Here is a 22834-nt window from a genome sequence, read left to right on the forward strand (position 1 = left end):
CCGGAAAAACCGGTAATGGCGGCCTTGCGAAAAACATGGTATGTAGCTCTAAAAATGTATATTTAAACCTCAATTAACGGTGATACTTCGCTTCTTTTAGCGACAGCGAGATGAAAATCACCCGAGTGATACGGATTATCACCCGTTGTGACCTCGCAGGCCACGGTTTCAAAGGCCAGTGCCTCATAATTATTTTCCTTGCTCAGATGGCCGAGCAGCACTTCCTGCAGATTGTCGTGCAGAATCTCGCAGAGGAGATGGCCTGCCGCCAGGTTTGATAAATGGCCTTTCGCCCCGGCGATCCGCTGTTTTAACGGATACGGGTACGGTCCGACCGCAAGCATGTTCTCGTCGTGATTTGCCTCTAACAAAACGGCATCCAGCCCGGTCAGATTCTGAACCGTGTAATCGCTGTAAACGCCAAGATCCGTCGCAATCGCAATCGATTTCCCGCCGGATTCCATGCGGTAGCCGACCGGCTCTGCCGCATCGTGGGAGATCGTAAACGGATGTACGGCGATATCACCCAGCGTAAACGTGTCATCCGCGTGAATCGTGTGGAAAATCCCCTCCGGGAACTTTCCAAGGCTCTTCGTCTGCTGCATCGCCTGAATTGTTCCATCCGTTGCGTAAATCGGAATACCATACCGGCGCGCCAGCACGCCAAGGCCCTGGATATGATCGGAATGCTCATGTGTCACGAGAATGCCGTCCAGCTCCTTCGCGCTGCGATCGAGAACAGCCAGCCCCGCCTCCACGCGCTTTCCGCTGATGCCCGCATCGATCAGAAGGCTTGTGGTCTCGCTTCCCGCGAAAATGCAGTTTCCGCTCGAACCACTTGCAATACTACAAAGTTTCATATTTTTTCATCCTATGGTCTAACTGTTTTTTTGTTTCCTCAAAATCGCCGCTGTTGTCGATTTCAAAATCGCAGTGGCTGCTGAATTCATCCTCGGAAAGCTGATTTGCCATGATTTCGCGAACTTTCTTCTCGGAATAGCCGCGTCCTTCGATCAATCGCTCCTTCCGGACTTCTTCATCCGCATAAATATACCACAGTTCATCACAAATTTCATCATATTTTTCTTCGATTAAGAGTGCGGCCTCCACAAAGACGTATTCCGTCCCTGCTTTTTCCGCGGCTGCAATGGCTTTTTTGATATACCGTTTTACCGCCGGATGAACGATCGCATTCAGGGCTTTTAACTTTTCTTCGTCCTGAAAAACGATCTCAGCAATCCGTTTCCGGTCAAGTTCGCCGGTCTCTGTGGTGATCTGTCTGCCGAACAGCTTCACAATCTCTCCATAGCATTCGCCGCCCGGCAGCATCACAAGGTAACCTGCCTCGTCCGCCTGGATCACCGTTGCATCATAATTCTGTCCAAGGTACGTGAGCACTTCGCTTTTTCCGGCGCCCACGCCGCCTGTAATTCCAAAAACTTTCATTCTTTTGTATCCTTTCGCTCCTGGTATGAGTGCACTATTTCGCCTCGTACCAGTTGTTTCCTGTGTGCATATCGATCTCGAGTTTGACAGCCAGATGTGCTGCCCCGGTCATCTCCTCTTCCAGGATCTGTTCTGCCTTTTCGAGCTCGTCTTCCGGCACTTCCAGCAGCAGCTCATCGTGTACCTGAAGAAGAAGTCTGGTCTTTAACTGCTCCTCTTTCAGCCGTTTCGCCACGCGGATCATCGCTATTTTAATAATATCCGCCGCCGTTCCCTGGATCGGCGCATTCATCGCAACGCGCTCGCCGAATGACCGCTGCATAAAGTTGCTCGATTTCAGCTCCGGCATCGGCCGTCTGCGTCCGAACATCGTCACGGAATAGCCTTTCTCTTTGGCATCCTCTACGCAGCGGTTCAAAAACTCATGGATACCCGGATACGTCTCGAAATACTGCTGGATATAGGCCTCTGCCTCTTTCCGGCTGATGCCGAGATCCTGGCCCAGACCGAACGAACTGATGCCGTATACGATACCGAAGTTGACCGCCTTCGCATTTCTTCTCTGCAGCGGTGTTACCTCTTCAAGCGGCACATGGAACACTTTCGATGCCGTCATGCGGTGGATATCCTCCGCCTCGCGGTACGCCTCGATCAGGTTTTCATCGCCCGACATATGGGCCAGCACGCGAAGCTCAATCTGGGAATAGTCGGCATCCAGAAAGACACAGCCAGGCTTTGGCACGAAGGCTTTCCGGATCAGACGGCCAAGCTCCATCCGCACCGGAATGTTCTGCAGATTCGGATCAGTACTGCTGATGCGGCCGGTCGCGGTAATTGTCTGGTTAAATGTCGAATGGATTCTTCCATCTTTCCCGATCACGGCCTGCAGACCGTCGGCGTACGTCGATTTCAGTTTGGCAAGCTGGCGGTACTCCAGAATATCGGCAACGAGTTTGTGATCCGGTGCGAGCTTTTCGAGCACATCGGCGGCGGTGGAATAACCCGTCTTGGTCTTTTTGCCGCCCGGAAGCTGCAGCTTTTCAAACAGAATCACGCCGAGCTGCTTCGGGGAATTGATGTTGAACTCCTCGCCGGTCTCCTCGTAGATCTGTGCCTCCAGCTCTCTGATCCGCTCCGCCAGCTCAGCTCCGTAAACGGAAAGTGCTTCTTTTTCTGCGGCGATTCCATCCGCTTCCATCTGACGGAGCGTAAACACCAGCGGAATCTCCACATTCCGGTACAGATCCCACATGCCCTGCTCCTTCAGCAGCTTTTCCATGTTTTCCTGTGCGGCAAATACAGCATACGCCTGATAACCTGCATACGACTCCTGCTGTTCCGGCGTCATCTTTCCTGCGGCCGGAATCTTGCTTCCGCCGAAGATCTCTTCCATTGCCGGCACATAGCGGTGTACGTACTCTTTTACGATATCATCGTACGAATACTGTGATTTCAATGGATTTAATAAATACGCGGCAATTCCGGCATCAAACAGATGGGCTTCATCGGCGTCCGGCATATCCTTCAGAAATTCTTTTCCGTCCATGACGCAGAAAACCGGAATCTGCTTCTGCAGCTCAGTCAATTTTTCTTTTAAATAATCTCCGGTCAGGAAACCTTCTGCTGGGAAGTAAACAACATCCGGCTCTCCGCTTCCATACGCAACTGCCATACCGACAAGTGAACGGCTCCGATCTGCCATCGGTCCGTCCTTCGGGGTTTCTTCTGTCAGAAGAGCGGCTCCTGCCTTCTCCTCCTCCGCGATGGTTTCAAAGAGTTCTTCCGCCTCGGAAAAATCCGTTACGGTGCGTAGAAAGACGGCATCCTCTGGTTCTGCATTCGTCTCCTCGAAGCGGCCCAGCAGGTTCTTAAACTCCAGACGTTTGAACATCTCATACGCTTTTGGTGTATAAAAATTCGAGAGTGCCGCTTTTTCACGGTCGAGCTCCACCGGCGCATCAGTATCAATCGTTGCAAGTTTTTTGCTTAATTCCGCCAGATCATAATGATCACGCATCGCTTCTTTTGCCTTGTTCGGTTTGATCTCCTCGAAATGTGCATGCGCATTTTCCAGTGTCTCGTACTGCAGCAGGATTTTCGTCGCGGTTTTCTCGCCGACACCCGGCAGACCCGGGATATTGTCTGCGGTATCGCCCATCAGCGCTTTCAGATCGATGATCTGTTTCGGGAGAAGACTGTATTTTTCCAGCACCTCTGCCGTGTGGTAATTTTCAATCGTCGTCACACGCTTTACGGTCTTTGGAATCCGGATCAGAATGTGGTCCGTTGCAAGCTGCAGCAGGTCGCGGTCTCCGGATACGATCGTAACTTCCATCCCTTCCGCCTCGCATTTGCGGCCGAGCGTTCCTAAGATATCATCCGCCTCATAGCCCTCTTTTGTGACAATCTCAATGTCCATTGCTGCGAGCACTTCCTGGATCACCGGGACCTGTTCGCGCAATTCCTGCGGCATCGGCTTTCTCGTTCCCTTGTACTGGTCATACATTTTGTGGCGGAATGTCGGTGCATGGAGGTCAAACGCCACGGCAAGATACTGCGGCTGCTCCTCATCGAGAATTTTAAACAGAATATTCAGGAATCCATATACGGCGTTCGTGTGCAGTCCTTCTGCATTGGACAGATCCGGTACGCCGTAAAAAGCCCGGTTCAGAATACTGTGTCCGTCCAGTAATACGATTTTATCACTCATAATAATCCTTTCAGCCAGGGTAATTCTATCACTTCAAAATAGTGCAGAGCCAGGAGCACCAGAAACAGAACGAGAATCAGCATCAGCACCCGGAAAAACGTATCTTTGTACCGGCGGTGTCTCGCTTCTTCCTCTTTTTTCTCCAGATCGCGTTCCAGAAGTCCTGTCAGATTGTAGGAATCGGGCGCGTCATCCTCGAAATATGCCATCGCACGGTTCACAATAAAATATGTCTCCAGTTCCTCGTGGCATGTATGGCATTTCCGGATATGGGAAATAAACGGTTCCATCTCTTTCTCCGGCATATTTCCCTGCACGTATGGCTGTATTAATTTTTCTGCTTCTTTACAGTCCATAAAATCCTGCTCTCCTTTTGTATCCGGCCAGTGTTTTCCTCTGGCCGTTTTTTCTGCTATCTACCATCATACACTATTTTCTCATAATTTAAAAGAGACAACCCGCCGAAAATGGGTTGTCTCTTGTTCTCTTATAAAATAACTGTTTTCTAGTGGATTTCCATTATGCACGGACAATGTTCGGGGTCTCTTTTCCTGCCTCGAAATCCAGTGCATTCTGCAGTGTGGTCTCTGCAATCGCACGCAGTGCTTCCTCGGTGAAGAATCCCTGATGTGAAGTGATCATAACGTTCGGGAAGGACAGGAGACGTGCTGTGGTGGAGTGCTCCAGAATCTCATCGGAACGGTCCTCGAATACGTTCGGGGTTTCCTCCTCGTATACGTCAAGGCCAACGCCGAAGAATTTTCTTGCACGGATTCCCTCGATCAGGTCGTCTGTCTTTACCAGACCTCCGCGGGACGTATTGACCAGGATCACGCCGTCTTTCATCTTTTTGATGCTCTCGCGGTTGATCATGTGGTATGTGCTGTCCATCAGCGGGCAGTGCAGGGAGATCAGATCACTCTGTGCCAGCAGTTCATCAAGAGTTACGTACGTAACAAAATCTTTTAAGGATTCATTCTGGTATACATCGTAAGCAATGACTTTCATGCCGAAACCGCGGCAGATTCTTGCCATAGCCGCACCGATTTTTCCGGTTCCGACGATTCCGGCGGTCTTCTGATAGAAGTTAAATCCCATCAGTCCGCCCAGGCTGAAGTCGTTTTCTCTTACTTTCGTATATGCTTTGTGCATGTGGCGGTTGACCGTCATGGCCAGTGTCATCGCATGCTCAGCTACAGCCTCCGGGGAATAACCCGGTACACGGCGTACATCAATGCCGTATTTTGCAGCTGTCTTTAAATCTACGTTGTTGAAGCCTGCGCAGCGCATCAGGATCAGCTTGACGCCTGCCTCATGCAGTGCTTCTACGGTTTTTGTTCCGACATCGGAGTTTACGAAGGCGCACACGGCATCGTAGCCCTTTGCCAGGGAAGCGGTTCTTGCAGCAAGTCCGGTTTTTAAATATTCCACTTCAATTTCCGGAAACTGCTCTTTGGTTCGGTCGAAAGATTCTCTGTCGTAGCTCTGGGTATCGTAAAATAAAATTTTCATAATGTTTTTCCTCCTCGCTTTGCGGTCATCTTATTGTTCCCGCTTACAGGTATTACTATACTTTATTGTTAAAACTTTGTCAATGTATTATTTGTTAAAATTTTATCAATTAGTAAATTTATTTTCAACATCTTTCACAACAGTACAAATTTACTGGATCACCTCGTCCAGGAACCGGGACGGCTCGACTTTCTTTTCAAACCGTTCCTCCACATAACAGAGCGTCAGCTCTTTCCGGGCGCGCGTCATTCCGACGTAGAACATCCGCCGCTCCTCCTCGATCGCCTCCGCAAGGACTGCTTTCTGATACGGCATTACGCCCTCGTTGACGTCAAGAAGATAGACCTTGTCGTACTCGAGTCCCTTGACGCTGTGCAGGGTGGAAACCATAACTCCTTCCGCACTCTCTGCGCGCTGCTTCTGTTTTTCCTTCATCTTCTGCTGGTATTCCTCAATATGTGCAAACCAGCCCTCGATGCTTTTCTGGCTCTTTGCCGCCTCCTGCAGCTCGTCCAAAACGGAAATCAGATCATCCTCTTTCAGATGGCGGTATGCAGCATATTCCTTCACATACTGTTCATAGCCGATCGCATAGCGGATGTAATTGACCGCGCCGAACGGCGATAAATGCGTCAGTGTCGTGATATCCTGCTCCAGTTTGCGGATCCGCTGGCACATCCAGTCTTTTTCTTCGTAATATTCCAGAAGTGCATCGAACGAAACAGTCGCCTCCTCAAAGGCATCCCGCGACAAATAACGGTTCGGGCGGTTGGCAATCTTTAAAAACTCGCCGCGCTTCCGGCTTCCCATCGCAAGATTCAGATACGTCAGCAGATCTTTCGCAATCCAGTGGTCATAGAGATCCGGCAGGGCATCCCGCATCTGGAACGGGATCTGTGCTTCCATCAGTTCCTCTACTGCTGTCCGGCAGCCAAGATTCGTGCGGAACAAAAGCGCCATCTCTTCATATGGACAGCCGTTTTTCTCCGCCTCCCGCAGCTCCTCGGCAACGGCACGCATCTCCTCGCGCGGGTTCTTATATCCCCGGATTGCAACCGGAGCGCCTTTCTCGTTGTCGGTGGAAATCGCCTTTTCATACCGCTTTTTGTTGTGGTGGATCAGGCATTGGGACCGCTTCACAATAAATTCCGTACTACGGTAATTTTTATCGAGCACTACCTGCGCCGCGCCCGGGTAATCTTTCGGAAAATTCAGCATGATCTCCGGCTTGGCCCCGCGGAACTGATAAATCGACTGATCGTCATCCCCGACAATAAAGAGGTTATTTTCCGGCAGCGCCAGCATCCGCACAATCTCATACTGCACGGGGCTGATGTCCTGAAACTCGTCAATCAGGATATACTGAAATTTCTGCTGCCAGGCGCGAAGGACCTCCGGCCGCTCCAGAAAGAGACGTTTGCACTGCACCATCAGATCGTCGAAATCGAGTTTTTTGTTCTCCTTCCGCCATTTCTCATACGCCTCATAGATTTCGCGGAACTTTTCCTGCGGCATACAGGCGGAATAGTAATGTTCCAGCGGGATCTGATTGTTCTTCACAGTGCTGATTTCGCGCGCCAGATTTTCCTCGAGATCCTCTTCCTCCAGGTCTCTGGCATAGTGGTTGACCAGCTCGCGCATCAGCCGCTTTTTCTCTTCCTCGCTTAAAATATTGTTGCCGGACATGCGGTACGTATGGCGCAGAATCGCGTAGAATACCCCGTGGAACGTTCCAAAGGTGACCTGGGTACTCGTCTTTCCCATCGCCTTCAAATACCGCTCCTTCATCTCTTTTGCCGCCGCACGCGTAAATGTTACGACAAGAATACGAGAGGCGGAAATGCCGCTCGTTACAAGCTGGCAGGTCCGCCCCGTAATCACTGCGGTTTTCCCCGACCCCGGTCCGGCAAGGACCATCATGGGGCCGGTGGTATGCATCACCGCTTTTTTCTGTGAATTATTATATATCATTTGGATAATTTCTCAATCGCTTTGTCGATGCGGGCAAGAGACTCCTCTTTTCCCAGAACCTCAAGGATTTCCGTTGCGCCGGCCGGTGTCATCTGTTTTCCGGAAAGAGCGGTACGGATCGGCCACATAATATAACCGGTCTTGTATCCTTTTTCTTTTCCGAATGCGCTGAGCATCTCAAAGAGAGCATCATTGCTGAAATCTTCCTGCGCTGCCAGCAGCGGTTTTACTTCCTGAAGAAGTGCAAGGGAGGTCTCCTCGTTTGTCTTCATCTTTTTGTGAGTGTACATCGAAGCGTCGTACTCCGGAACTTCCTCGAAGAAGTCGATGAGGTCTGCAATATCCGGGAATACTTCGATTCTTGTTTTTACCATGGCTGCAATTTTCTTAAAATCGAGCGGACGGTGGACTGTCTTCTGGATATACGGAAGCGCCATCTCATAGAACTTCTCGTCGTCCATTGCCTTCATGTACTCGCCGTTCATCCAGCGGAGTTTTGTCATATCGAAAACGGCCGGAGATTTGCTGATGTGGTGGTAATCGAAGATTTTTACCAGCTCCTCGAGAGAATAGATCTCGCGGTTTCCTTCCGGGCTCCATCCAAGAAGGGCTACGAAGTTGACAATGGCATCTTTTAAGAAACCCTGATCGATCAGGTCTTCATAAGAAGAATGGCCGCAGCGTTTGGACAGCTTCTGATGCTCCTCGTTGGTGATCAGCGGACAGTGTACGTAAACCGGAACTTCCCAGCCGAATGCCTCGTAAATACGGTTGTATTTCGGGGATGAGGACAGATACTCATTACCGCGTACAACGTGGGTTACACCCATCAGATGGTCGTCGATGACGTTTGCGAAGTTGTAGGTCGGATATCCGTCGGATTTGATCAGAATCAGGTCTTCCAGCTCCTCGTTGTTTACGGTGATGTCTCCGTAGATCTCATCGTGGAAGGTTGTGGTTCCTTCGGTCGGCATATTGAAACGGATGACGTACGGTTTGCCGGCTGCCAGATTGGCCTCTACTTCCTCTTTGGAAAGACCAAGGCAGTGTTTGTCGTAGATCGAGATTTCTTTTCCGCCTACGTTACGCTTGCACTGGCTCAGGCGCTCTGCGTCACAGAAGCAGTAATAAGCGTCACCCTGCTCTACCAGCTGTTTTGCGTATTTCAGGTACAGACCTGCTGCATTACGCTCGCTCTGTACGTACGGGCCGCAGCCGCCGTCTTTGTCCGGTCCCTCGTCGTGTACCAGGCCGGTCTCTTTTAAGGTACGGTAGATGATATCAAGTGCGCCTTCCTGGAAACGCTCCTGGTCGGTATCCTCGATACGGAGCATAAAGGTTCCGTCATCGTGTTTTGCGATCAGATACGCATACAGGGCAGTACGCAGATTTCCTACATGCATCCGGCCTGTCGGGCTCGGTGCAAATCTTGTTTTTACATTGCTCATTTTTCTTTTCTCCTGATTTCTGGTTTTTCTGGAACAATCCTTTTGTCTGTTCCCTTCCACCATTTATTTAGAATGGAAAACAGCCCGGCGTTTCTTCCGAGCTGCACCATCCTTCCACTTTTGCCAGCGGCAATGCTCTTTTTCAGACCTCTACGCCGTGCTGTTTCAAATATTCCATAAAGTCGCCGACGGTAGAAAGGTCTGTCAGTTCGTCGGTGTCGATTTCAATTCCGTACTCGTCTTCTAATGCCATAACCATCTCGTAGAGATCCAGGGAATCTGCACCCAGGTCATCTTTAAAAGAAGTATCTTCGTTGATGCTGTCTGCATCACAGTTGAGCTGTTCTACTAAAATTTCTTTTATCTTTTCTAACATTGTTCTGCTCCTTCCTGCCTCTACCCGGCAGCCAGTATTTCTTTCGAAAAAAGTGTATCTGTTATTCCGGCATTTGTCAATAGATTTTTCTACTTTTACTGTTCTTCCGCCTGCGCCTCTCCTTCTCCGCTCTTTCCATCCTGGAACACAATAAAGCGGGAGACGCACAGGGCAATGCCGATTTCCGTCAGGATAAAGAGCACCGATGTTCCTCCGTAACTGATAAATGGAAGGGTAATTCCCGTTGCCGGCATCAGTTTCAGAACAACGCACAGGTTCAGAATAACCTGAATGGAAATATGTGCAAAAACGCCGCTCACCATCAGCATTCCATACGCGTCCGGCGCATTCTGTGCAACCACAAACAGACGGTACAGCAAGTAGCCAAACAGCAGCAATACAAGAAGCGCGCCAAATATTCCAAGCTCCTCGCAGATGATCGAGAAGATCATATCGTTCTGTGCTTCCGGAATTGTTGTAATCTTCTGCGTACTGTTGCCAAGTCCTTTTCCGAGAAATCCACCGGAGCCAATCGCATAAAGTCCCTGCAGAATCTGATAGCTGCCTCCGGAAAGCCATTCATAGATACGGTTCGACCGGAAGTCACCGCCTATTCTTTCAAAGATCTGCAGATTATTTTTTAAAATGATAATCGCAAAAACGCCAATTACCGCCGCGCCCGGAATCACACGCGCATAAAATTTTACCTCCGGGTCCGCCAGAAACAAAATGACGCAGGCGATGAGTCCCAGAATAATGGCGGTACTCAGGTTGTCCGTCAGAATCCACGCAGCCAGCGCCTGCAGCACGCCAAGTCCGAGGACAATTGCTTTTGCGCGGATGGTACGCATATTTTTTCCCATCTTCAGGATAATGTATGGCAAATACAGAATCAGCCCCAGCTTTCCAATCTCCGCAGGCTGAAGACTGCCACCGCCGATCCGGAGCCATCTTCTCGCCCCGTAGGCTTCATAACCAAGCGGCGTAAACCTTACCGCCGCCATCAGAAGGAGACTTCCCCAGTATACCAGTGCTGCAATCCGCTGGAACCATACACTATGATAATCTACAAACTTCGACAATATCACAATCCCCACCAGAACAATAGCAGAAAGCCCCGCCTGATGCGTGAAATAATACATATCATTTCCCTTGAATGTACTGGCCGCCTCGTAGGCGCTCGCGCTGTACAGCATAATCAGTCCGAAGCTGACCAGCAAAATAGTGCAGGCCAGCAGGTTATAATCATAAAAATCCGAAGGAAGTTTTTTCTTCCTCTTTTTCTTCTTTTCTTTCTTCTGGGATGGCATGTTTACTTTCTCTGCCATGAAGTTTCCACCTCCATTGTTTTCCTCCATTTATTTCAGTGCATAGCCAAGCAGGCTGACAAAGCCCGGATTTCGGTCGGTCGTTCCGAGGATAACCTTACGCACCAGCTCCGGATCGTCCGTGATAATGTTGTCCACGCCGCAGTTGACCATCCGCTGCATATCTCCCTGATAATTCAGCGTCCAGGCACAGACTTCTTTACCAAGACTGTGCGCATGCTCTACAAAGCTTTCTGTGATGTACGTATATTTTACAGAAAAGAAGTCCGCCGCGTCCATATCCTCCAGGCCTCCGTACGACATTTTCATCGTATACCCGGTCTTGATATCCGGATTGATTTTCTTTGCCTGCCTGAGGAAATTGTAGTTCATGGAAGTCAGCACACACTGATCCACAAAGTCATTGTCCTCGATGATTTTCACCACTTTTTTGACAATATTCTGGTTGTGGCCGTTGTATTTTACTTCGATATTCAGGTTGATTTTTCCTTTCGCGTACGCGATGACTTCTTCCAGCTTCGGAATCTGCTCGCCGCGGAATTTTTTGTTGAATCGTACACCGGCATCGAGCTGGCTGATTTCATCGTAGGTCAGGGTCCAGATGCTGGCATTCAGACCGGTTGTCCGCTTCAGATTTGTGTCGTGCATAAGGACAATCTCACCATCACTCGTCTCCTGTACATCGATCTCCGCGTAATCCGACATGCTGTCCACTGCATATTTGATCGCGCTCATCGTATTTTCCGGTGCTTTTCTGGCTCCGCCCCGGTGCGCTGACACCGAAATATACTGGGAGGAAGCCGTTGCCTCTGCACGTGTTGCGCGCATGGCATATACAAGATAAACCGTTTCTCCCGCCAGCATGGCGATCGTGAGAATCACCGCCGTTACCGGACCGCAGAAGGTGCGTACCAGCTTCGAGCTCGGCTTTTTCGTTGTCCGGCTCTTCTGGTAGCCCTTTCGGGAGGAACGAATAAAAATCAGATACAGATACGTAATGCTTCCGACAAGGCCGAACGCTCCGCCGATCAGGCTCATCGTCGATTTGACCCAGTCACCGTAGACGATGACGGTACTGACAACGGTAGACGGCGTTTTCACCAGCTTTGCATAGGCAACGACAGCCGTTCCGAAAATCAGATACAAAACCCACGTAATCAGAAAAATCATCACCTGGAAAAAGACGTTGATGCCAAGCTCACGCAGCACGCGTTTTTCCAGTGTCTGGCGCACCCGCAGATGGGTATTTTTCTCTTTTTCCGTCATCATGCACCGGAACGGGATGGTGTAGGAAAACACAAACGAGAACGCGACAAGCAGAATCGTCAGCACCACCGGGATCCAGTATGCCGGGAAGGCATTGAAAATCTTCGTCAGGGAAACCTGAAGCAGTTTCATACTGCGGATGGCGCTATAGCTGCTGTGCAGCCAAAGGTACGGGAAGCTCGCTGCCATGTAGAAAAACCAGGTCCACGGGCGGGCACGCACAAACTGTGCAGCTCCTCTTCCGCCGGCAAGCATCATGACAGGAACGGAAATCCGTTTTCGTTTCCAGGAGGCCTCCAGAGCCGCCATGACAGCATAGATTTCAAGCAGCATACAGAAAAAGAAAACAAGCAGAATTCCAAAAATCAGCAGAAGGGTCAGCGGATGCAGCATGATCTTGTTGAAGTTTTCCGATGTCATATAACTCGTTCCCAGCTGTTTTAAGGAAAAGTTGATCGCCGCATTGGCGAGTCTTGAAACCAGCTGGCTGGAAAACAGGCGGTAGACCGTCTCAAATATCACGATGCTAAGCAGGTTTTTCTGCAAAAGTTTCCATGCCATATTCAGATAAATTCGTATCATTCCTGCATTTTTTACTGCCTTTTTTCTCATCTGCTGTTGTTCTCTCCTGTCAGCCGCAATTCCCCCCGATGAATCTGTATGCAAAAATTACCTTTATTTTTTCTCTTTTGTATTTTACATTTGACACTTCGAGTCTTTTTTGAAGCTCTTTTCTTTCTGTTCATTTTAAACTATCTTCCAGTATAACACAAAACCGGGTCTTTGAGTATTCTTTTTTCTATTTCTGGTTGCACCACTTCTGCAGTTTTTTTACCATGGCGGATGGGCTGCTTACTGATTTTTCCATCCTGCTGTCCGCATCCGGTGCCTGCCGCAAAGCAACACCGAAAAAATACAGCACGAACGCAACGACGATGAGTTCGGGCTTTACATAATTCATTGCTTCCATGGAACATCCTTTCTGACTGTTCTGTTTTTGAAAGTCTTTTTTCTATATTATGATGGGATAATGATTTACGACTGGATAAGATTTTCTTACTGTAAACCCAAAAAATCCCACCTGTTTTTCAGATGGGATTTTCCAGTGGTGTGCTGTTCTTTGATTTTTAATTTACTATCTTGTGCAGCAATTCCCCTGACCTGCCCCTGGCTGCGGTGCCGCACAGAAAGTCTTTGCATCAAACGACGGATTAAACGCATAAAAGTTCTTCGAATTCAATTCATCCTGTACAGAACGCAGTGCTTCACCAAAACGCTGGAAATGCACAACTTCACGCGCCCGCAGGAAACGAATCGGATCTGCAACTTCAGGATCTTTTACCAAACGAAGGATGTTATCATACGTTGACCGGGCTTTCTGCTCCGCAGCGAGGTCTTCGAACAAATCTGTCAAAGGATCACCTTTCGACTGGAACTCACAAGAATTAAACGGAACTCCGCCAGCCGCCTGCGGCCAGATTCCGGCTGTGTGGTCTACATAGTAATTGGCAAAACCAGAGTTCTGAATTTCTTCCAGAGAAAGATTGCAGGTGAGCTGATGAACGATCGTTGAAACCATCTCAAGGTGTGCGAGTTCTTCTGTCCCAACATCATTCAACACCCCTGCTACAATTCGGTTCGGTGCTGTGAAACGCTGAGAGAGATACCGCATGGATGCGCCCATCTCTCCATCCGGTCCACCATACTGACTCATGATAATTTGGGCGATTTTGGGGTTTGGTGTCGTGATGTTTACAGGATACTCGAGGCGTTTTTCATAATTCCACATCCGTCAGCACCCTCCTTTCCGGTTGACTTCCCACGGCCATGGCTGCATAACCCATTCGAAAGAACGGCTCATGCGGTCGTTGGCGGTATCGATCGTGAGCGGGCCGTACTGTTCGGCGTACTGTTTCAGTGCTTCTTTTCGAAGCTCCACTTTTTCCCGGAAAAAGGCAAGTGCATCTTCATCCTCCGGGTGGGTGTCGAGGTAAAGGTTCATTTCAACAACAGCAAAGCTGACCTGATCAATCCAGGCGAGCAGCTTTTCGCGGGATGGCATCTGCGGCATCATAGGCACTGTCCTCCTCCCTTTCCACAGAATGGTTTACAGAGTTCCGGAAATAAGGTTCCATTTTTTAATGCAGTGGAAAGATCATAGATCTGTTCAAACCGCTGCATCGGAACGTACGCCATTGCAGGTATCATATGATCTACATGCTGCATTTTCCGCGGGAAATTCCTTGGTTCCATCTTCAGTTCCATATTGTTTGAAGCGGCGCGGCGGTTCTGCATATTGTTCGCACCGCAGCAGCCGCGATTCATACGGGATGAATCCATACCATGTTCCTCTTTCATTTTCTGTTCTTTATAGAGTATGAAGAAAATAAGAAAGTGTCAAAAAAGGCAGCGGTTTCTCTTCCGCTGCCTTTCTGTCATACTAATGAAATTTTCATCAAAACTGCATCTCATACAAATGCGCATAAATCCCGCCTTTCGCGAGCAGTTCCTTATGTGTGCCTTCCTCCGCAATTCCATTCTCCGTCAGCACCAGAATCCGCTTTGCATTCCGGATTGTGGACAGCCGGTGCGCAATCACGAAGGTTGTCCTGTCTTTCGCCAGAAGTTCCAAAGATTTCTGGACGACTTTTTCGCTTTCGTTGTCGAGCGCTGAGGTTGCCTCGTCGAAAATCAGGATCGGCGGGTTTTTGAGGAATACGCGGGCGATGGAAAGCCGTTGTTTCTGGCCACCGGAAAGTTTTACGCCGCGCTGGCCGATATCGGTGTCGTAGCCGTCCGCCAGCTCCATGATAAATTCATGTGCATTGGCCGCTTTCGCTGCGCGGATGACCTCCTCGTCGGTCGCATCCGGTCTGCCATAGCGAATGTTATCGATGATCGTTCCCGCAAACAGGTACACATCCTGCTGCACAATACCGATTTCATCGCGCAGATCCTTCAATTTCACATCGCGGATATCCTTTCCATCCAGTAGAATCCTTCCTTCTGTCACATCGTAAAAACGCGGAAGCAGAGAACAGAGTGTCGTCTTTCCGGCGCCGGAGCTGCCCACCAGCGCCACATAGTCTCCTGCCGGGACATGCAGATTCACATTGCTTAACACATTCTCCTTCGACTCCTCATAATGGAACGAAACGTTTTCAAAGGTTACTTCTCCTTGCACATTCTTCAGTGGCAGTGCATCCGGCTTGTCCTGGATGTCCGGTGCGATGCTCATAATTTCCAGGAAACGTTCGTAACCGGAATAACCATTCTGGAACTGCTCCGTAAAGTTCACCAGCTTTTTCACCGGATCTGTGCAGTTGTTGATGTACAGAAGAAAGGTAACCAGATCGGCCGCCCCAAGCTTCCCACCTGTCATCAGCAATGCGCCGACAATCAGCGAAATAACGGTAATCAGCGTCGAAAAGGCTCCCATTCCCGAATTGTAAATTCCCATATAGCGGTAGCTGACCTTCTTCGAATCGACAAAACGGTCATTTCCCGCATTGAACTTTCGCATCTCCTCTGTCTCATTTCCAAACGATTTGACAACACGGATCCCCGAAAGGCTGTCCTCGATCTGACTGTTGATATCCGCAATTCTGCGGCGGTTTTCCTTGAATGCACTCTTCATGCGGCTGTTCATCACTAACGCAAACAGCAGCATCACCACAATAACCACAAGCGGCACACATGCCAGCATCGGATTTACCACAAACAGAATAATCATCGCGCCGATCAGTTTGATAAACGAAATGACAATATTCTCCGGCCCATGATGTAAAAGCTCACTGATATCGAACAGATCGCTTGTGATGCGTGACAACAGATGGCCGACCTTCTGGTTATCGAAAAAAGCAAACGAAAGCTTCTGATAATGGCCGAAGATCTCGTTCCGCATATCATGCTCAATCCGCGCCCCCATCACATGGCCGTAATAGGCAATATAAAAGTTACAGTACATTTCAACCAGAACCATAGCAATCATCAGAATACCTAGGCGGATAATCTCACCCGTTGCCTGCTCCAGCGGCTTTTCCACAACCGTACTCGTAATATACCGTACAATCAGTGGAATCACCAGTGTAATGGCTGCTCCAAGCATTGCAAAAAACATGTCGGTAAAAAACAATCCCTTATATGGAATGTAATACCGCGCCAGCTGGCGGATTCTTCCCTTCTCTTTTCCGGTTTCTTTTTCTTTACTCATCCTGTCCTCCCTTTCCGTTGGAAACCATTTTGTAATCTTTTCGGAACTCAGACGGTGATACGCCGCATGCCGTTTTAAATGATTTCATGAAATGCTTATCATTTTCAAATCCAACCTGTTTGGCAATTTCCGTAATTTTATCTTCTGTTTGAATCAACAGACGCTTTGCCTCCGCAATGCGGATCTCCTTCAGATAGTTCACAAAATTCACACCGGTATGTTCTTTAAACGCTGCTGAAAACAGCGAATAATTCATGCAAATATGGTTAGATACCATCGCCATATTCAGATCTTTTGCATAATTTTCCCGAATATATGAAATTGCCTCTTCCATTTTTTCTTTTCCGGCTGTCTGACTTTTCAGGCTTTCCCTGTAAACGTGTATCCATTCTTCAAACGCATCCAGAAACAGATCTGCATCACGGTACTGCAGAGGACGCGGACATTTTTCCTGTTTTTCCGGCATGCGGTAAAAAAGATCCAGTTCTTTGCAGATTGCTTCCGTCACTGTCAGAAGCTGATAGGGGGAGACCCTCTGATGCGCCGCCTCAAAATACCAGTTCCGCATTTTTCGCAGCACAGTATCTGCCCGGTCCGTTGGCACCTGCAGAATAAATTTTTCCTGAAACTGTGCCAGCTCCGGCTTTTCCTCAAAACATTTTTTCTGATATTCTTCCACAGGATTTTTCTGTATAAATGCCATTTCCCGGGCCAGCAGTGCTTCCTGGTATGCCTCTGGAATTTCCATCACAGAACGATGTTCTTTTCCCACTCCGAGACAAAATCTCTCATCTTTTTCTTTCATGATCCGCTCTGCCTCCGGTTCCGGCAGAAGATACAGAACTCCTCCTTCTACGCCTTCCAGCAGAATTCCGCTGCATTTCGAAAACCGTTCCCCATTTGCCTTGCTGGTCAGCAGGATCCGGAAGCTGTCGTTTCCGATGTGGCGCCGGATCCTGCTTTCCATATCCATCCATTCTTTTTCTTCGGCCATTTCTGCATTCATCATCAGATAACGGAGCTGATTTAAAAAGCACCGTTCTTCCTCTTCTTCCGTTTCCCGGGTCTCCGAAAGCTCTCGTTCCAGATTTTCCAGAAGCTGTTCTATCGTCTCCCGCTTGATCGGTTTTAAAATATAGTCCCGAACTCCATGTTTCATCATTTCAACCGCATAGGAAAATTCATCATAGCCGCTTAAAACAATAACAACAGGTTTCTGTGACAGCTCCTCCATTTTGTTGACCAGTGTCAGACCGTCCATTTTGGGCATACGGATATCAGTGAACATGACGTCCACCCTCTGTTTTCTCAAAATCTCCAATGCCTCTTCTCCGTTTCGACACTCCAGAATCTCCTCCACCGGCACGCTGCTTCGCCGGATCATCGCCACGATTCCCTGTCGAATCAATTTTTCATCTTCTACAACCAGCAGTGTATTCATTTTCTTTTTCTTCCTCTTTCTCGTCACCCTCTTGATCCATCGGAGAATATTTCCCCCTCGTGATGGGAAGATGAATGCTCACCTTCGTATAGCAATGCTCTTTTGTATAAACTGACAGTCCATACTCTGTTCCAAATTGAATGTGGATTCTGTCCTGTACATTCCGAAGCCCGATTCCATGTTTCGGCTGTGTATCTGAATTCAGGCGCATTCTTAGTTTACGTCTCAGAATTGCAAGCTGCTTTTCTGACATGCCTATTCCGGAATCTGTGATTTCAATCTCAAAGCTCTTTTCATGCTCTATTCCTTTGATTTCAATGACGGCGTCTGCATCCAGCTCCTCAATTCCATGTGTGATTGCATTTTCCACAATCGGCTGAAGAGACATCTTGGGGATATCCTGCCGATACAAATTTTCCGGTATCTGAACAGATAATGTAATTGTGAAATCATACCGCAGATTCATCAGTTCCACATAGTTCTGAATATAATTCATCTCATCCTGAACGGTTACCAGAAATTTATTCCAGCGCATATTGTAGTGCAGCATTTCACCAAGTGCTGTTACCGCATCGGAAATCGTATATTCTTCCTTAATCTCAGCCATCATCTTAATGGATTCCAGAACATTATAAATAAAATGAGCGTTAATCTGGTTCTGCATTGCCCGGATTGCCGTATCTTTCAGCGCTGCCTCCCTTTTGATGCTTTCCTCGTTCTGTTTCTGAATTCTCTCCAGCATTCCGTTGATACCATAGCTCATTTCCCGCATCTCTTCTGCGCTGTAACAAACCTTTATCTTTGTTGTTCCATTGTCAATCTGACGCATCTCACACAGGACGTCATAAAACTCCTTCAGCAGGCCACGCACAATCAGATTGACCACCACAATCAGAAGCAGCCCGAAGCCGGCAAATTCAAGCAGCATTCTCTGCTGCTGTTTGATCATGTTTCCGGTTGCATCATCCAAATTGGTCAATGTTACAAACATTCCATTGAGTTTATCGACTTTCCGAAGCACAATTGCAACGTTTTTCCGGTCAATCACCGCGCTCTGCTGACTCTCTTTTCTGTCACGGATTCCTGCCCGGAACAGAATCAGCCCCCGATAGGACTGCCATTTGCAGGCTGCCGCTGTCTTCCCGCAGTCATATAAATTCCAATTTTCATCAACAAAACAGGCCCAGCTGCTGTCACCGGATCGATAGATTTCAGGAAATATGTCTGCCATACGCATGGATACCTCGATCACGCCAAGCCTTCCTCCGCTTTGATCCCGCAGCTCCCGTACATAAGTCATCAAATGGGAACCTTCTTTTTTTGTACCGGAGATAATATTTTTTTCCTGTATGTCAAAAAACCACTGTCCTCCGCCCTGATAGCTTCGGTACCAGGCGCAGTTTTTCATCTTTTCCTTCTGGTACAGGATCGGCTGCTGCTCCAGAAAACCATCTGCCATGGCAAAAATATGGATCTGGTACAGATCCGGCATTGCCTCCTGCATTTTATCGATTATGCTGATGCTGTTGTTCCGAAATTGCTGATAATAGCTCTCCGAGATCTCCTCTCCCCTCCTGAGATGAAGAAGATATTTTTCCAGTGGTTCATACTCCTGCAGCGTATCTACAACCATTGAGCAGGCATTCGCTTTTGCATTCACCTCCGCACAGGTAAGATCTATTGCTGTTACTGCTTCATTTACCCCATGATCTATGGCATTCTTTTTGATACTCCTAAACCCAAAGCACATCATGCCAAAAAGCGGAATAAAAATAAAGATCAACGTTGTTACGGTAAATTTTTCGTTCAGTTTCAGTCCGCGAAACCAGTTTCGCATTTTTCATCCCCCAGTTTTCTTTTCGGTTCTGTAACCTTACTAATTTTACCAGTTTTTTCTTTAAAAAGCAATTTTTTCGGAAAAATTATTGACAAAAAGAGAAGACGGTACACTTTTTTTCCGTGCACCGTCTCTCTTTTCGCAAGACTCATATATGACGCAAAGCATGATTCCAGGGAAACAGCTTTCGTACCATTGTTATACTGTTGTCAGATCCCACGGTTCATAAATCTTTGGAACATCGCTGATCAGACGTTTGGTATACGCTGCTGTCGGGTGAAGAATTACTTCTTCTGCCGGTCCCGATTCTACAAATTTTCCATGCTCCATAATATAAACATTATCGGATACATAGTAAGCAAGACCAATATCGTGGGTAATGAAGATAATCGTCATATTGATCTCATCACGCAACTTCAGCAGCATATCAAGGATCGTTGCACGTGAGCAGGCATCAATCATGGACGTCGGCTCATCGGCAAGCAGAATCTTTGGTTTCAGAAGGAAAATACGTGCAATCATCAGTCGCTGCATCTGGCCTCCTGACAGCTCAAATGGATATTTGTTTGTCAGTTCTGCGTATTTTAAGTTAACAAAGCTGCAGGCCTCTGTCATCAGACGTTCTTTTTCTTCTTTCGGCAGATTTTTGTCACCGCGCATGTTAATGCAATCCAGCAGAACAGAATCTACACGTTTGAACATATTGTAGGAAGCGAACGGATCCTGGAAAATTGCCTGAATTCCCTTCCAGTACTCTTTTTTCTTCTTTCCGTTCGAGATGTCTCTTGGTTTACCCTGGAAATCAATTTCGCCTTCGGTTACACTGATCAGTCCGAGCAGCATCTTGGAAAGCGTTGTTTTTCCGGATCCGGATTCTCCTACGATGGAAACAAATTCACCCTCATGAAAATCGAAATCCACATGGTCTACAGCGACCGTTTTGGCATCACCAAAACCAAACACTTTCGTCACACCTCTTCCGGAAAGGCATGGTTTTAATTCTTTTCCATCACACATTTGCATACACCTCCCGAATCTTTCTCTCAGACATCAGGCAGCGGTACTCTCTTCCGTTTGGCAGCTCGATGACCTCTGGTTTCATACCGCGGCAGGTTGGTTGTGCATAAGGACAGCGGTCTGCAAAGCGGCAGCCCTCCGGCGGATGTTTCAGGTTTGGCGGAGTTCCAGGAATTGCAGTCAGCTTCTGTTCTCTTACACCTTCCTCCGGAACGATGATCGATCCCATCAGACCTTTGGAATATGGATGCAGCGGATCGAATACCATTTCTTTTGCGGTACCTTTTTCTACAATCTGTCCGGCATACATAACCATAATATCGTCAGTTACGTTGTAAAGAAGCGGCAGCTCGTGGGTGATGAAGATCATGGATTTGATAAATCCTTTTTCCATCAGGTCTCGCATCATCTTGATAACCATCTTCTGGGAAGTTACATCCAGTGCGGATGAAGGCTCATCGGCAATCAGTACCTTCGGAGAAAGGATGGTGGAAATTGCAATTACCGTTCTCTGTTTCATACCACCGGAAAGTTCTACGGCGTGTTTCTGCAGAACCTCTTCCGGCAATCCCAGGATTTCAAAACGTTCTTTTGCCAGATCATAAATATCCTTTTTCGGCATTTTCGGATCATGCGCATGAATAACGTCTTCTACAAATCGGATGATTTTCTGTGTCGGGTTCAGAGCATTCATTGCTGCCTGCGGAATGTAGGCGATCTCATTGCCCAGAATATTTTTCCGGACATCGTCTGGTTTCATTCCGGAAATTTTTCTTCCATCTACGATAATATCGCCGCTGATGTAGTGAAGCGGTGCGAAATAATAGCCCATCAGGGACAGCGCCAGCGTCGATTTACCACAGCCGGACTCACCTGCTACACCGAGGGATTTTCCCTCCTCAATCTTCAGGGAGACTCCGTCTACGGCGTATACATCTTCATGAAAACGAGTCACATATTTCGTTTTCAGATTGTTTACTTCCAGCATTACTTTTCCCATAGCTGCCTCCTTAGTCTCTTAACTGCGGGTTGAATACCTGGTCAAGACCGGTGTTCATCAGGTTAAGAGAGAATGAAATAAGTGCGATTACAAGAATGACCGGGAAATATGCCCACCATGCACCGTTTAAGTGTGCATTGTACTGGGTTGCCCATTGCATCATAAGACCAAGTGTTGCGGTCTTTGTGGTTGCCGGTCCAAGTCCGATCATAGAAAGCTGTGCCTCTGCCAGAATTCCGGAGGAAATCTGGAGAATGAAGGCCATAACAACGTAGGATGCAACGTACGGAAGGATGTCGGTAAGGACAATCCGCAGCATGCTGTGGCCGGACAGTTTGGAAAGGTTTACATGGTCACGGTTTCGAAGAGAAATAACCTGGGAACGTACGGAACGTGTTGTCCACGGCCATGCGGTAATTCCGATCAGGAGTGCCACCATCATGATTCCCCTCTGAGACTCACCTACGCTGTAGGAGATGAGGATCAAAAGAACGAAGGATGGGATAACGGTGAACAAGTTGGTAAAGAACAGAATCAGGTTGTCCACAAAACCTCCAAGGTAACCTGCAAGAAGTCCGAGGAACAGTCCGATCACGGTTGCAATGATTCCCGCAACCAGACCAATTTTCAGGGATGAACCTGTTGCAGAGATCAGCTCAGTCAAAACATCACGGCCAAAGTTATCCGTACCAAGCACAAAGGTCTGACGGTTAATGACATCTTTTTCATTGATGTACTGCTTGCTGTCGATGCTCTGAACCTCTTCCAGCTCACCGGTCTCTTCATTTTTCTCGGCAATAATGGTTGGAACATCCTCTAAAATACCGTCGATTTCGTTGTCGAGACGCTGATATTTTTTCTTTTTTGCTGCGATAAGGCCTTTCTGTTCTGCATTTGGGTCATATTTTTCCTCCCAAAGCGCAATCAGACCTTCTGCGTCGGTAACATCGATTTCACTGGCATCTACACCGCCGTATTTTTCCAGCCATTCTGCCATCATAGAACGGTTGTCCATTGTCAGTTTGCTTTCAACGATGGATGCGGTTGCATCAACATTCATCTTATACGTTTTGCCGGAATTTACGGTGTCCTGAATCGAAAGATAGGTACCCGGTTTGAAAAAGTTTCCGTTTCCGATCATTGCCAGCGGATCTTTTGCCACAACAAACGGATAGATGATAATGGTCAGGAGAATTGCCAAGAAGATTACAAATCCTGTCACGAATTTTCCTGAATGAAAAATCTGTTTGATTGTATTTTTCATAGCGT

General features: G+C 48.0%; 20 protein-coding genes. All 20 read right to left on the minus strand.

The features are described from left to right. Positions 1–62: 62 nt before the first annotated feature. A complete protein-coding gene (locus tag DWX32_RS13830; RefSeq protein ID WP_055218850.1) occupies positions 63–860 on the minus strand; it encodes an MBL fold metallo-hydrolase in 798 nt (265 codons plus the stop codon). Beyond that, on the minus strand, positions 847–1446 hold the full coding sequence (gene coaE, locus DWX32_RS13835) for a dephospho-CoA kinase (RefSeq protein WP_117510320.1): 600 nt from the start codon (positions 1444–1446) through the stop codon (positions 847–849). Before coaE ends, DWX32_RS13830 begins: the two co-directional genes overlap by 14 nt. 34 nt (positions 1447–1480) lie before the next feature. After that, complete coding sequence (gene polA / locus DWX32_RS13840) at positions 1481–4156, minus strand: DNA polymerase I (protein ID WP_118660315.1); 2676 nt, start codon at positions 4154–4156, stop codon at positions 1481–1483. Further along, positions 4153–4512, minus strand: coding sequence for a zf-HC2 domain-containing protein (locus DWX32_RS13845; protein WP_022462716.1), 360 nt, complete (start codon positions 4510–4512; stop codon positions 4153–4155). Before DWX32_RS13845 ends, polA begins: the two co-directional genes overlap by 4 nt. A gap of 163 nt (positions 4513–4675) precedes the next feature. Next, the gene (locus DWX32_RS13850) at positions 4676–5668 is read right to left on the minus strand and encodes a 2-hydroxyacid dehydrogenase (protein ID WP_022462715.1); all 993 of its coding nucleotides are present in this window, start codon (positions 5666–5668) and stop codon (positions 4676–4678) included. A gap of 150 nt (positions 5669–5818) precedes the next feature. Next, on the minus strand, positions 5819–7639 hold the full coding sequence (locus DWX32_RS13855; protein WP_118660317.1) for an ATP-dependent helicase: 1821 nt from the start codon (positions 7637–7639) through the stop codon (positions 5819–5821). Further along, positions 7636–9087, minus strand: a complete 1452-nt coding sequence (gene gltX, locus DWX32_RS13860; RefSeq protein ID WP_117813956.1) for a glutamate--tRNA ligase — start codon at positions 9085–9087, stop codon at positions 7636–7638. The genes DWX32_RS13855 and gltX overlap by 4 nt, the downstream gene beginning before the upstream one ends. Before the next feature lie 142 nt (positions 9088–9229). Beyond that, entirely contained in the window at positions 9230–9463 is a 234-nt protein-coding gene (acpP, locus tag DWX32_RS13865; protein WP_022462712.1) for an acyl carrier protein, read from the minus strand. Positions 9464–9558: 95 nt separating this feature from the next. After that, positions 9559–10791, minus strand: coding sequence for an FtsW/RodA/SpoVE family cell cycle protein (locus DWX32_RS13870; protein ID WP_022462711.1), 1233 nt, complete (start codon positions 10789–10791; stop codon positions 9559–9561). A 30-nt stretch (positions 10792–10821) separates the two neighbouring features. Then, positions 10822–12669, minus strand: coding sequence for a glycerophosphodiester phosphodiesterase (locus DWX32_RS13875; protein ID WP_118660319.1), 1848 nt, complete (start codon positions 12667–12669; stop codon positions 10822–10824). A 187-nt stretch (positions 12670–12856) separates the two neighbouring features. Next, positions 12857–13027: a hypothetical protein gene (locus DWX32_RS19700; RefSeq protein ID WP_156327612.1), complete on the minus strand. Its 171-nt coding sequence runs from the start codon at positions 13025–13027 to the stop codon at positions 12857–12859. A gap of 165 nt (positions 13028–13192) precedes the next feature. Next, positions 13193–13846 (minus strand): manganese catalase family protein, encoded by a 654-nt coding sequence (locus DWX32_RS13880; RefSeq protein ID WP_055218834.1) that lies wholly within the window; start codon positions 13844–13846, stop codon positions 13193–13195. 3 nt (positions 13847–13849) lie between these two features. Further along, positions 13850–14131, minus strand: a complete 282-nt coding sequence (locus DWX32_RS13885; RefSeq protein ID WP_022462706.1) for a spore coat protein CotJB — start codon at positions 14129–14131, stop codon at positions 13850–13852. Then, positions 14128–14397 carry a spore coat associated protein CotJA gene (locus DWX32_RS13890; RefSeq protein ID WP_243037598.1) on the minus strand — a complete coding sequence of 90 codons (270 nt, stop codon included), beginning with the start codon at positions 14395–14397 and terminating at the stop codon, positions 14128–14130. The genes DWX32_RS13885 and DWX32_RS13890 overlap by 4 nt, the downstream gene beginning before the upstream one ends. A 115-nt stretch (positions 14398–14512) precedes the next feature. Next, the gene (locus DWX32_RS13895) at positions 14513–16270 is read right to left on the minus strand and encodes an ABC transporter ATP-binding protein (RefSeq protein WP_022462704.1); all 1758 of its coding nucleotides are present in this window, start codon (positions 16268–16270) and stop codon (positions 14513–14515) included. Further along, positions 16263–17711, minus strand: coding sequence for a response regulator (locus DWX32_RS13900; protein WP_055218831.1), 1449 nt, complete (start codon positions 17709–17711; stop codon positions 16263–16265). The genes DWX32_RS13895 and DWX32_RS13900 overlap by 8 nt, the downstream gene beginning before the upstream one ends. After that, on the minus strand, positions 17683–19548 hold the full coding sequence (locus DWX32_RS13905; RefSeq protein WP_118660321.1) for a sensor histidine kinase: 1866 nt from the start codon (positions 19546–19548) through the stop codon (positions 17683–17685). The genes DWX32_RS13900 and DWX32_RS13905 overlap by 29 nt, the downstream gene beginning before the upstream one ends. 198 nt (positions 19549–19746) lie before the next feature. After that, positions 19747–20565 carry an ABC transporter ATP-binding protein gene (locus DWX32_RS13910; protein ID WP_117510330.1) on the minus strand — a complete coding sequence of 273 codons (819 nt, stop codon included), beginning with the start codon at positions 20563–20565 and terminating at the stop codon, positions 19747–19749. After that, positions 20558–21565: an ABC transporter ATP-binding protein gene (locus tag DWX32_RS13915; protein ID WP_199596442.1), complete on the minus strand. Its 1008-nt coding sequence runs from the start codon at positions 21563–21565 to the stop codon at positions 20558–20560. The genes DWX32_RS13910 and DWX32_RS13915 overlap by 8 nt, the downstream gene beginning before the upstream one ends. A gap of 10 nt (positions 21566–21575) precedes the next feature. After that, positions 21576–22829: an ABC transporter permease gene (locus tag DWX32_RS13920; protein WP_117805092.1), complete on the minus strand. Its 1254-nt coding sequence runs from the start codon at positions 22827–22829 to the stop codon at positions 21576–21578. Positions 22830–22834: the final 5 nt, after the last annotated feature.

It is taken from the genome of Blautia sp. AF19-13LB (genome assembly GCF_003479105.1).
Lineage (GTDB): Bacteria > Bacillota > Clostridia > Lachnospirales > Lachnospiraceae > Fusicatenibacter > Fusicatenibacter saccharivorans.

What these genes read in the sequence shown, in the direction of transcription:
- polA (WP_118660315.1), bottom strand. Translation starts at nt 4,156, where the DNA reads ATGAGTGATAAAATCGTATTACTGGACGGACACAGTATTCTGAACCGG.
- DWX32_RS19700 (WP_156327612.1), bottom strand. Translation starts at nt 13,027, where the DNA reads ATGGAAGCAATGAATTATGTAAAGCCCGAACTCATCGTCGTTGCGTTC.
- DWX32_RS13845 (WP_022462716.1), bottom strand. Translation starts at nt 4,512, where the DNA reads ATGGACTGTAAAGAAGCAGAAAAATTAATACAGCCATACGTGCAGGGA.
- DWX32_RS13850 (WP_022462715.1), bottom strand. Translation starts at nt 5,668, where the DNA reads ATGAAAATTTTATTTTACGATACCCAGAGCTACGACAGAGAATCTTTC.
- DWX32_RS13900 (WP_055218831.1), bottom strand. Translation starts at nt 17,711, where the DNA reads ATGAATACACTGCTGGTTGTAGAAGATGAAAAATTGATTCGACAGGGA.
- DWX32_RS13915 (WP_199596442.1), bottom strand. Translation starts at nt 21,565, where the DNA reads ATGGGAAAAGTAATGCTGGAAGTAAACAATCTGAAAACGAAATATGTG.
- DWX32_RS13880 (WP_055218834.1), bottom strand. Translation starts at nt 13,846, where the DNA reads ATGTGGAATTATGAAAAACGCCTCGAGTATCCTGTAAACATCACGACA.
- acpP (WP_022462712.1), bottom strand. Translation starts at nt 9,463, where the DNA reads ATGTTAGAAAAGATAAAAGAAATTTTAGTAGAACAGCTCAACTGTGAT.
- DWX32_RS13920 (WP_117805092.1), bottom strand. Translation starts at nt 22,829, where the DNA reads ATGAAAAATACAATCAAACAGATTTTTCATTCAGGAAAATTCGTGACA.
- DWX32_RS13830 (WP_055218850.1), bottom strand. Translation starts at nt 860, where the DNA reads ATGAAACTTTGTAGTATTGCAAGTGGTTCGAGCGGAAACTGCATTTTC.
- gltX (WP_117813956.1), bottom strand. Translation starts at nt 9,087, where the DNA reads ATGAGCAATGTAAAAACAAGATTTGCACCGAGCCCGACAGGCCGGATG.
- DWX32_RS13905 (WP_118660321.1), bottom strand. Translation starts at nt 19,548, where the DNA reads ATGCGAAACTGGTTTCGCGGACTGAAACTGAACGAAAAATTTACCGTA.
- DWX32_RS13875 (WP_118660319.1), bottom strand. Translation starts at nt 12,669, where the DNA reads ATGAGAAAAAAGGCAGTAAAAAATGCAGGAATGATACGAATTTATCTG.
- DWX32_RS13910 (WP_117510330.1), bottom strand. Translation starts at nt 20,565, where the DNA reads ATGTGTGATGGAAAAGAATTAAAACCATGCCTTTCCGGAAGAGGTGTG.
- DWX32_RS13870 (WP_022462711.1), bottom strand. Translation starts at nt 10,791, where the DNA reads ATGGCAGAGAAAGTAAACATGCCATCCCAGAAGAAAGAAAAGAAGAAA.
- DWX32_RS13885 (WP_022462706.1), bottom strand. Translation starts at nt 14,131, where the DNA reads ATGATGCCGCAGATGCCATCCCGCGAAAAGCTGCTCGCCTGGATTGAT.
- DWX32_RS13855 (WP_118660317.1), bottom strand. Translation starts at nt 7,639, where the DNA reads ATGATATATAATAATTCACAGAAAAAAGCGGTGATGCATACCACCGGC.
- DWX32_RS13895 (WP_022462704.1), bottom strand. Translation starts at nt 16,270, where the DNA reads ATGAGTAAAGAAAAAGAAACCGGAAAAGAGAAGGGAAGAATCCGCCAG.
- DWX32_RS13890 (WP_243037598.1), bottom strand. Translation starts at nt 14,397, where the DNA reads ATGGATTCATCCCGTATGAATCGCGGCTGCTGCGGTGCGAACAATATG.
- coaE (WP_117510320.1), bottom strand. Translation starts at nt 1,446, where the DNA reads ATGAAAGTTTTTGGAATTACAGGCGGCGTGGGCGCCGGAAAAAGCGAA.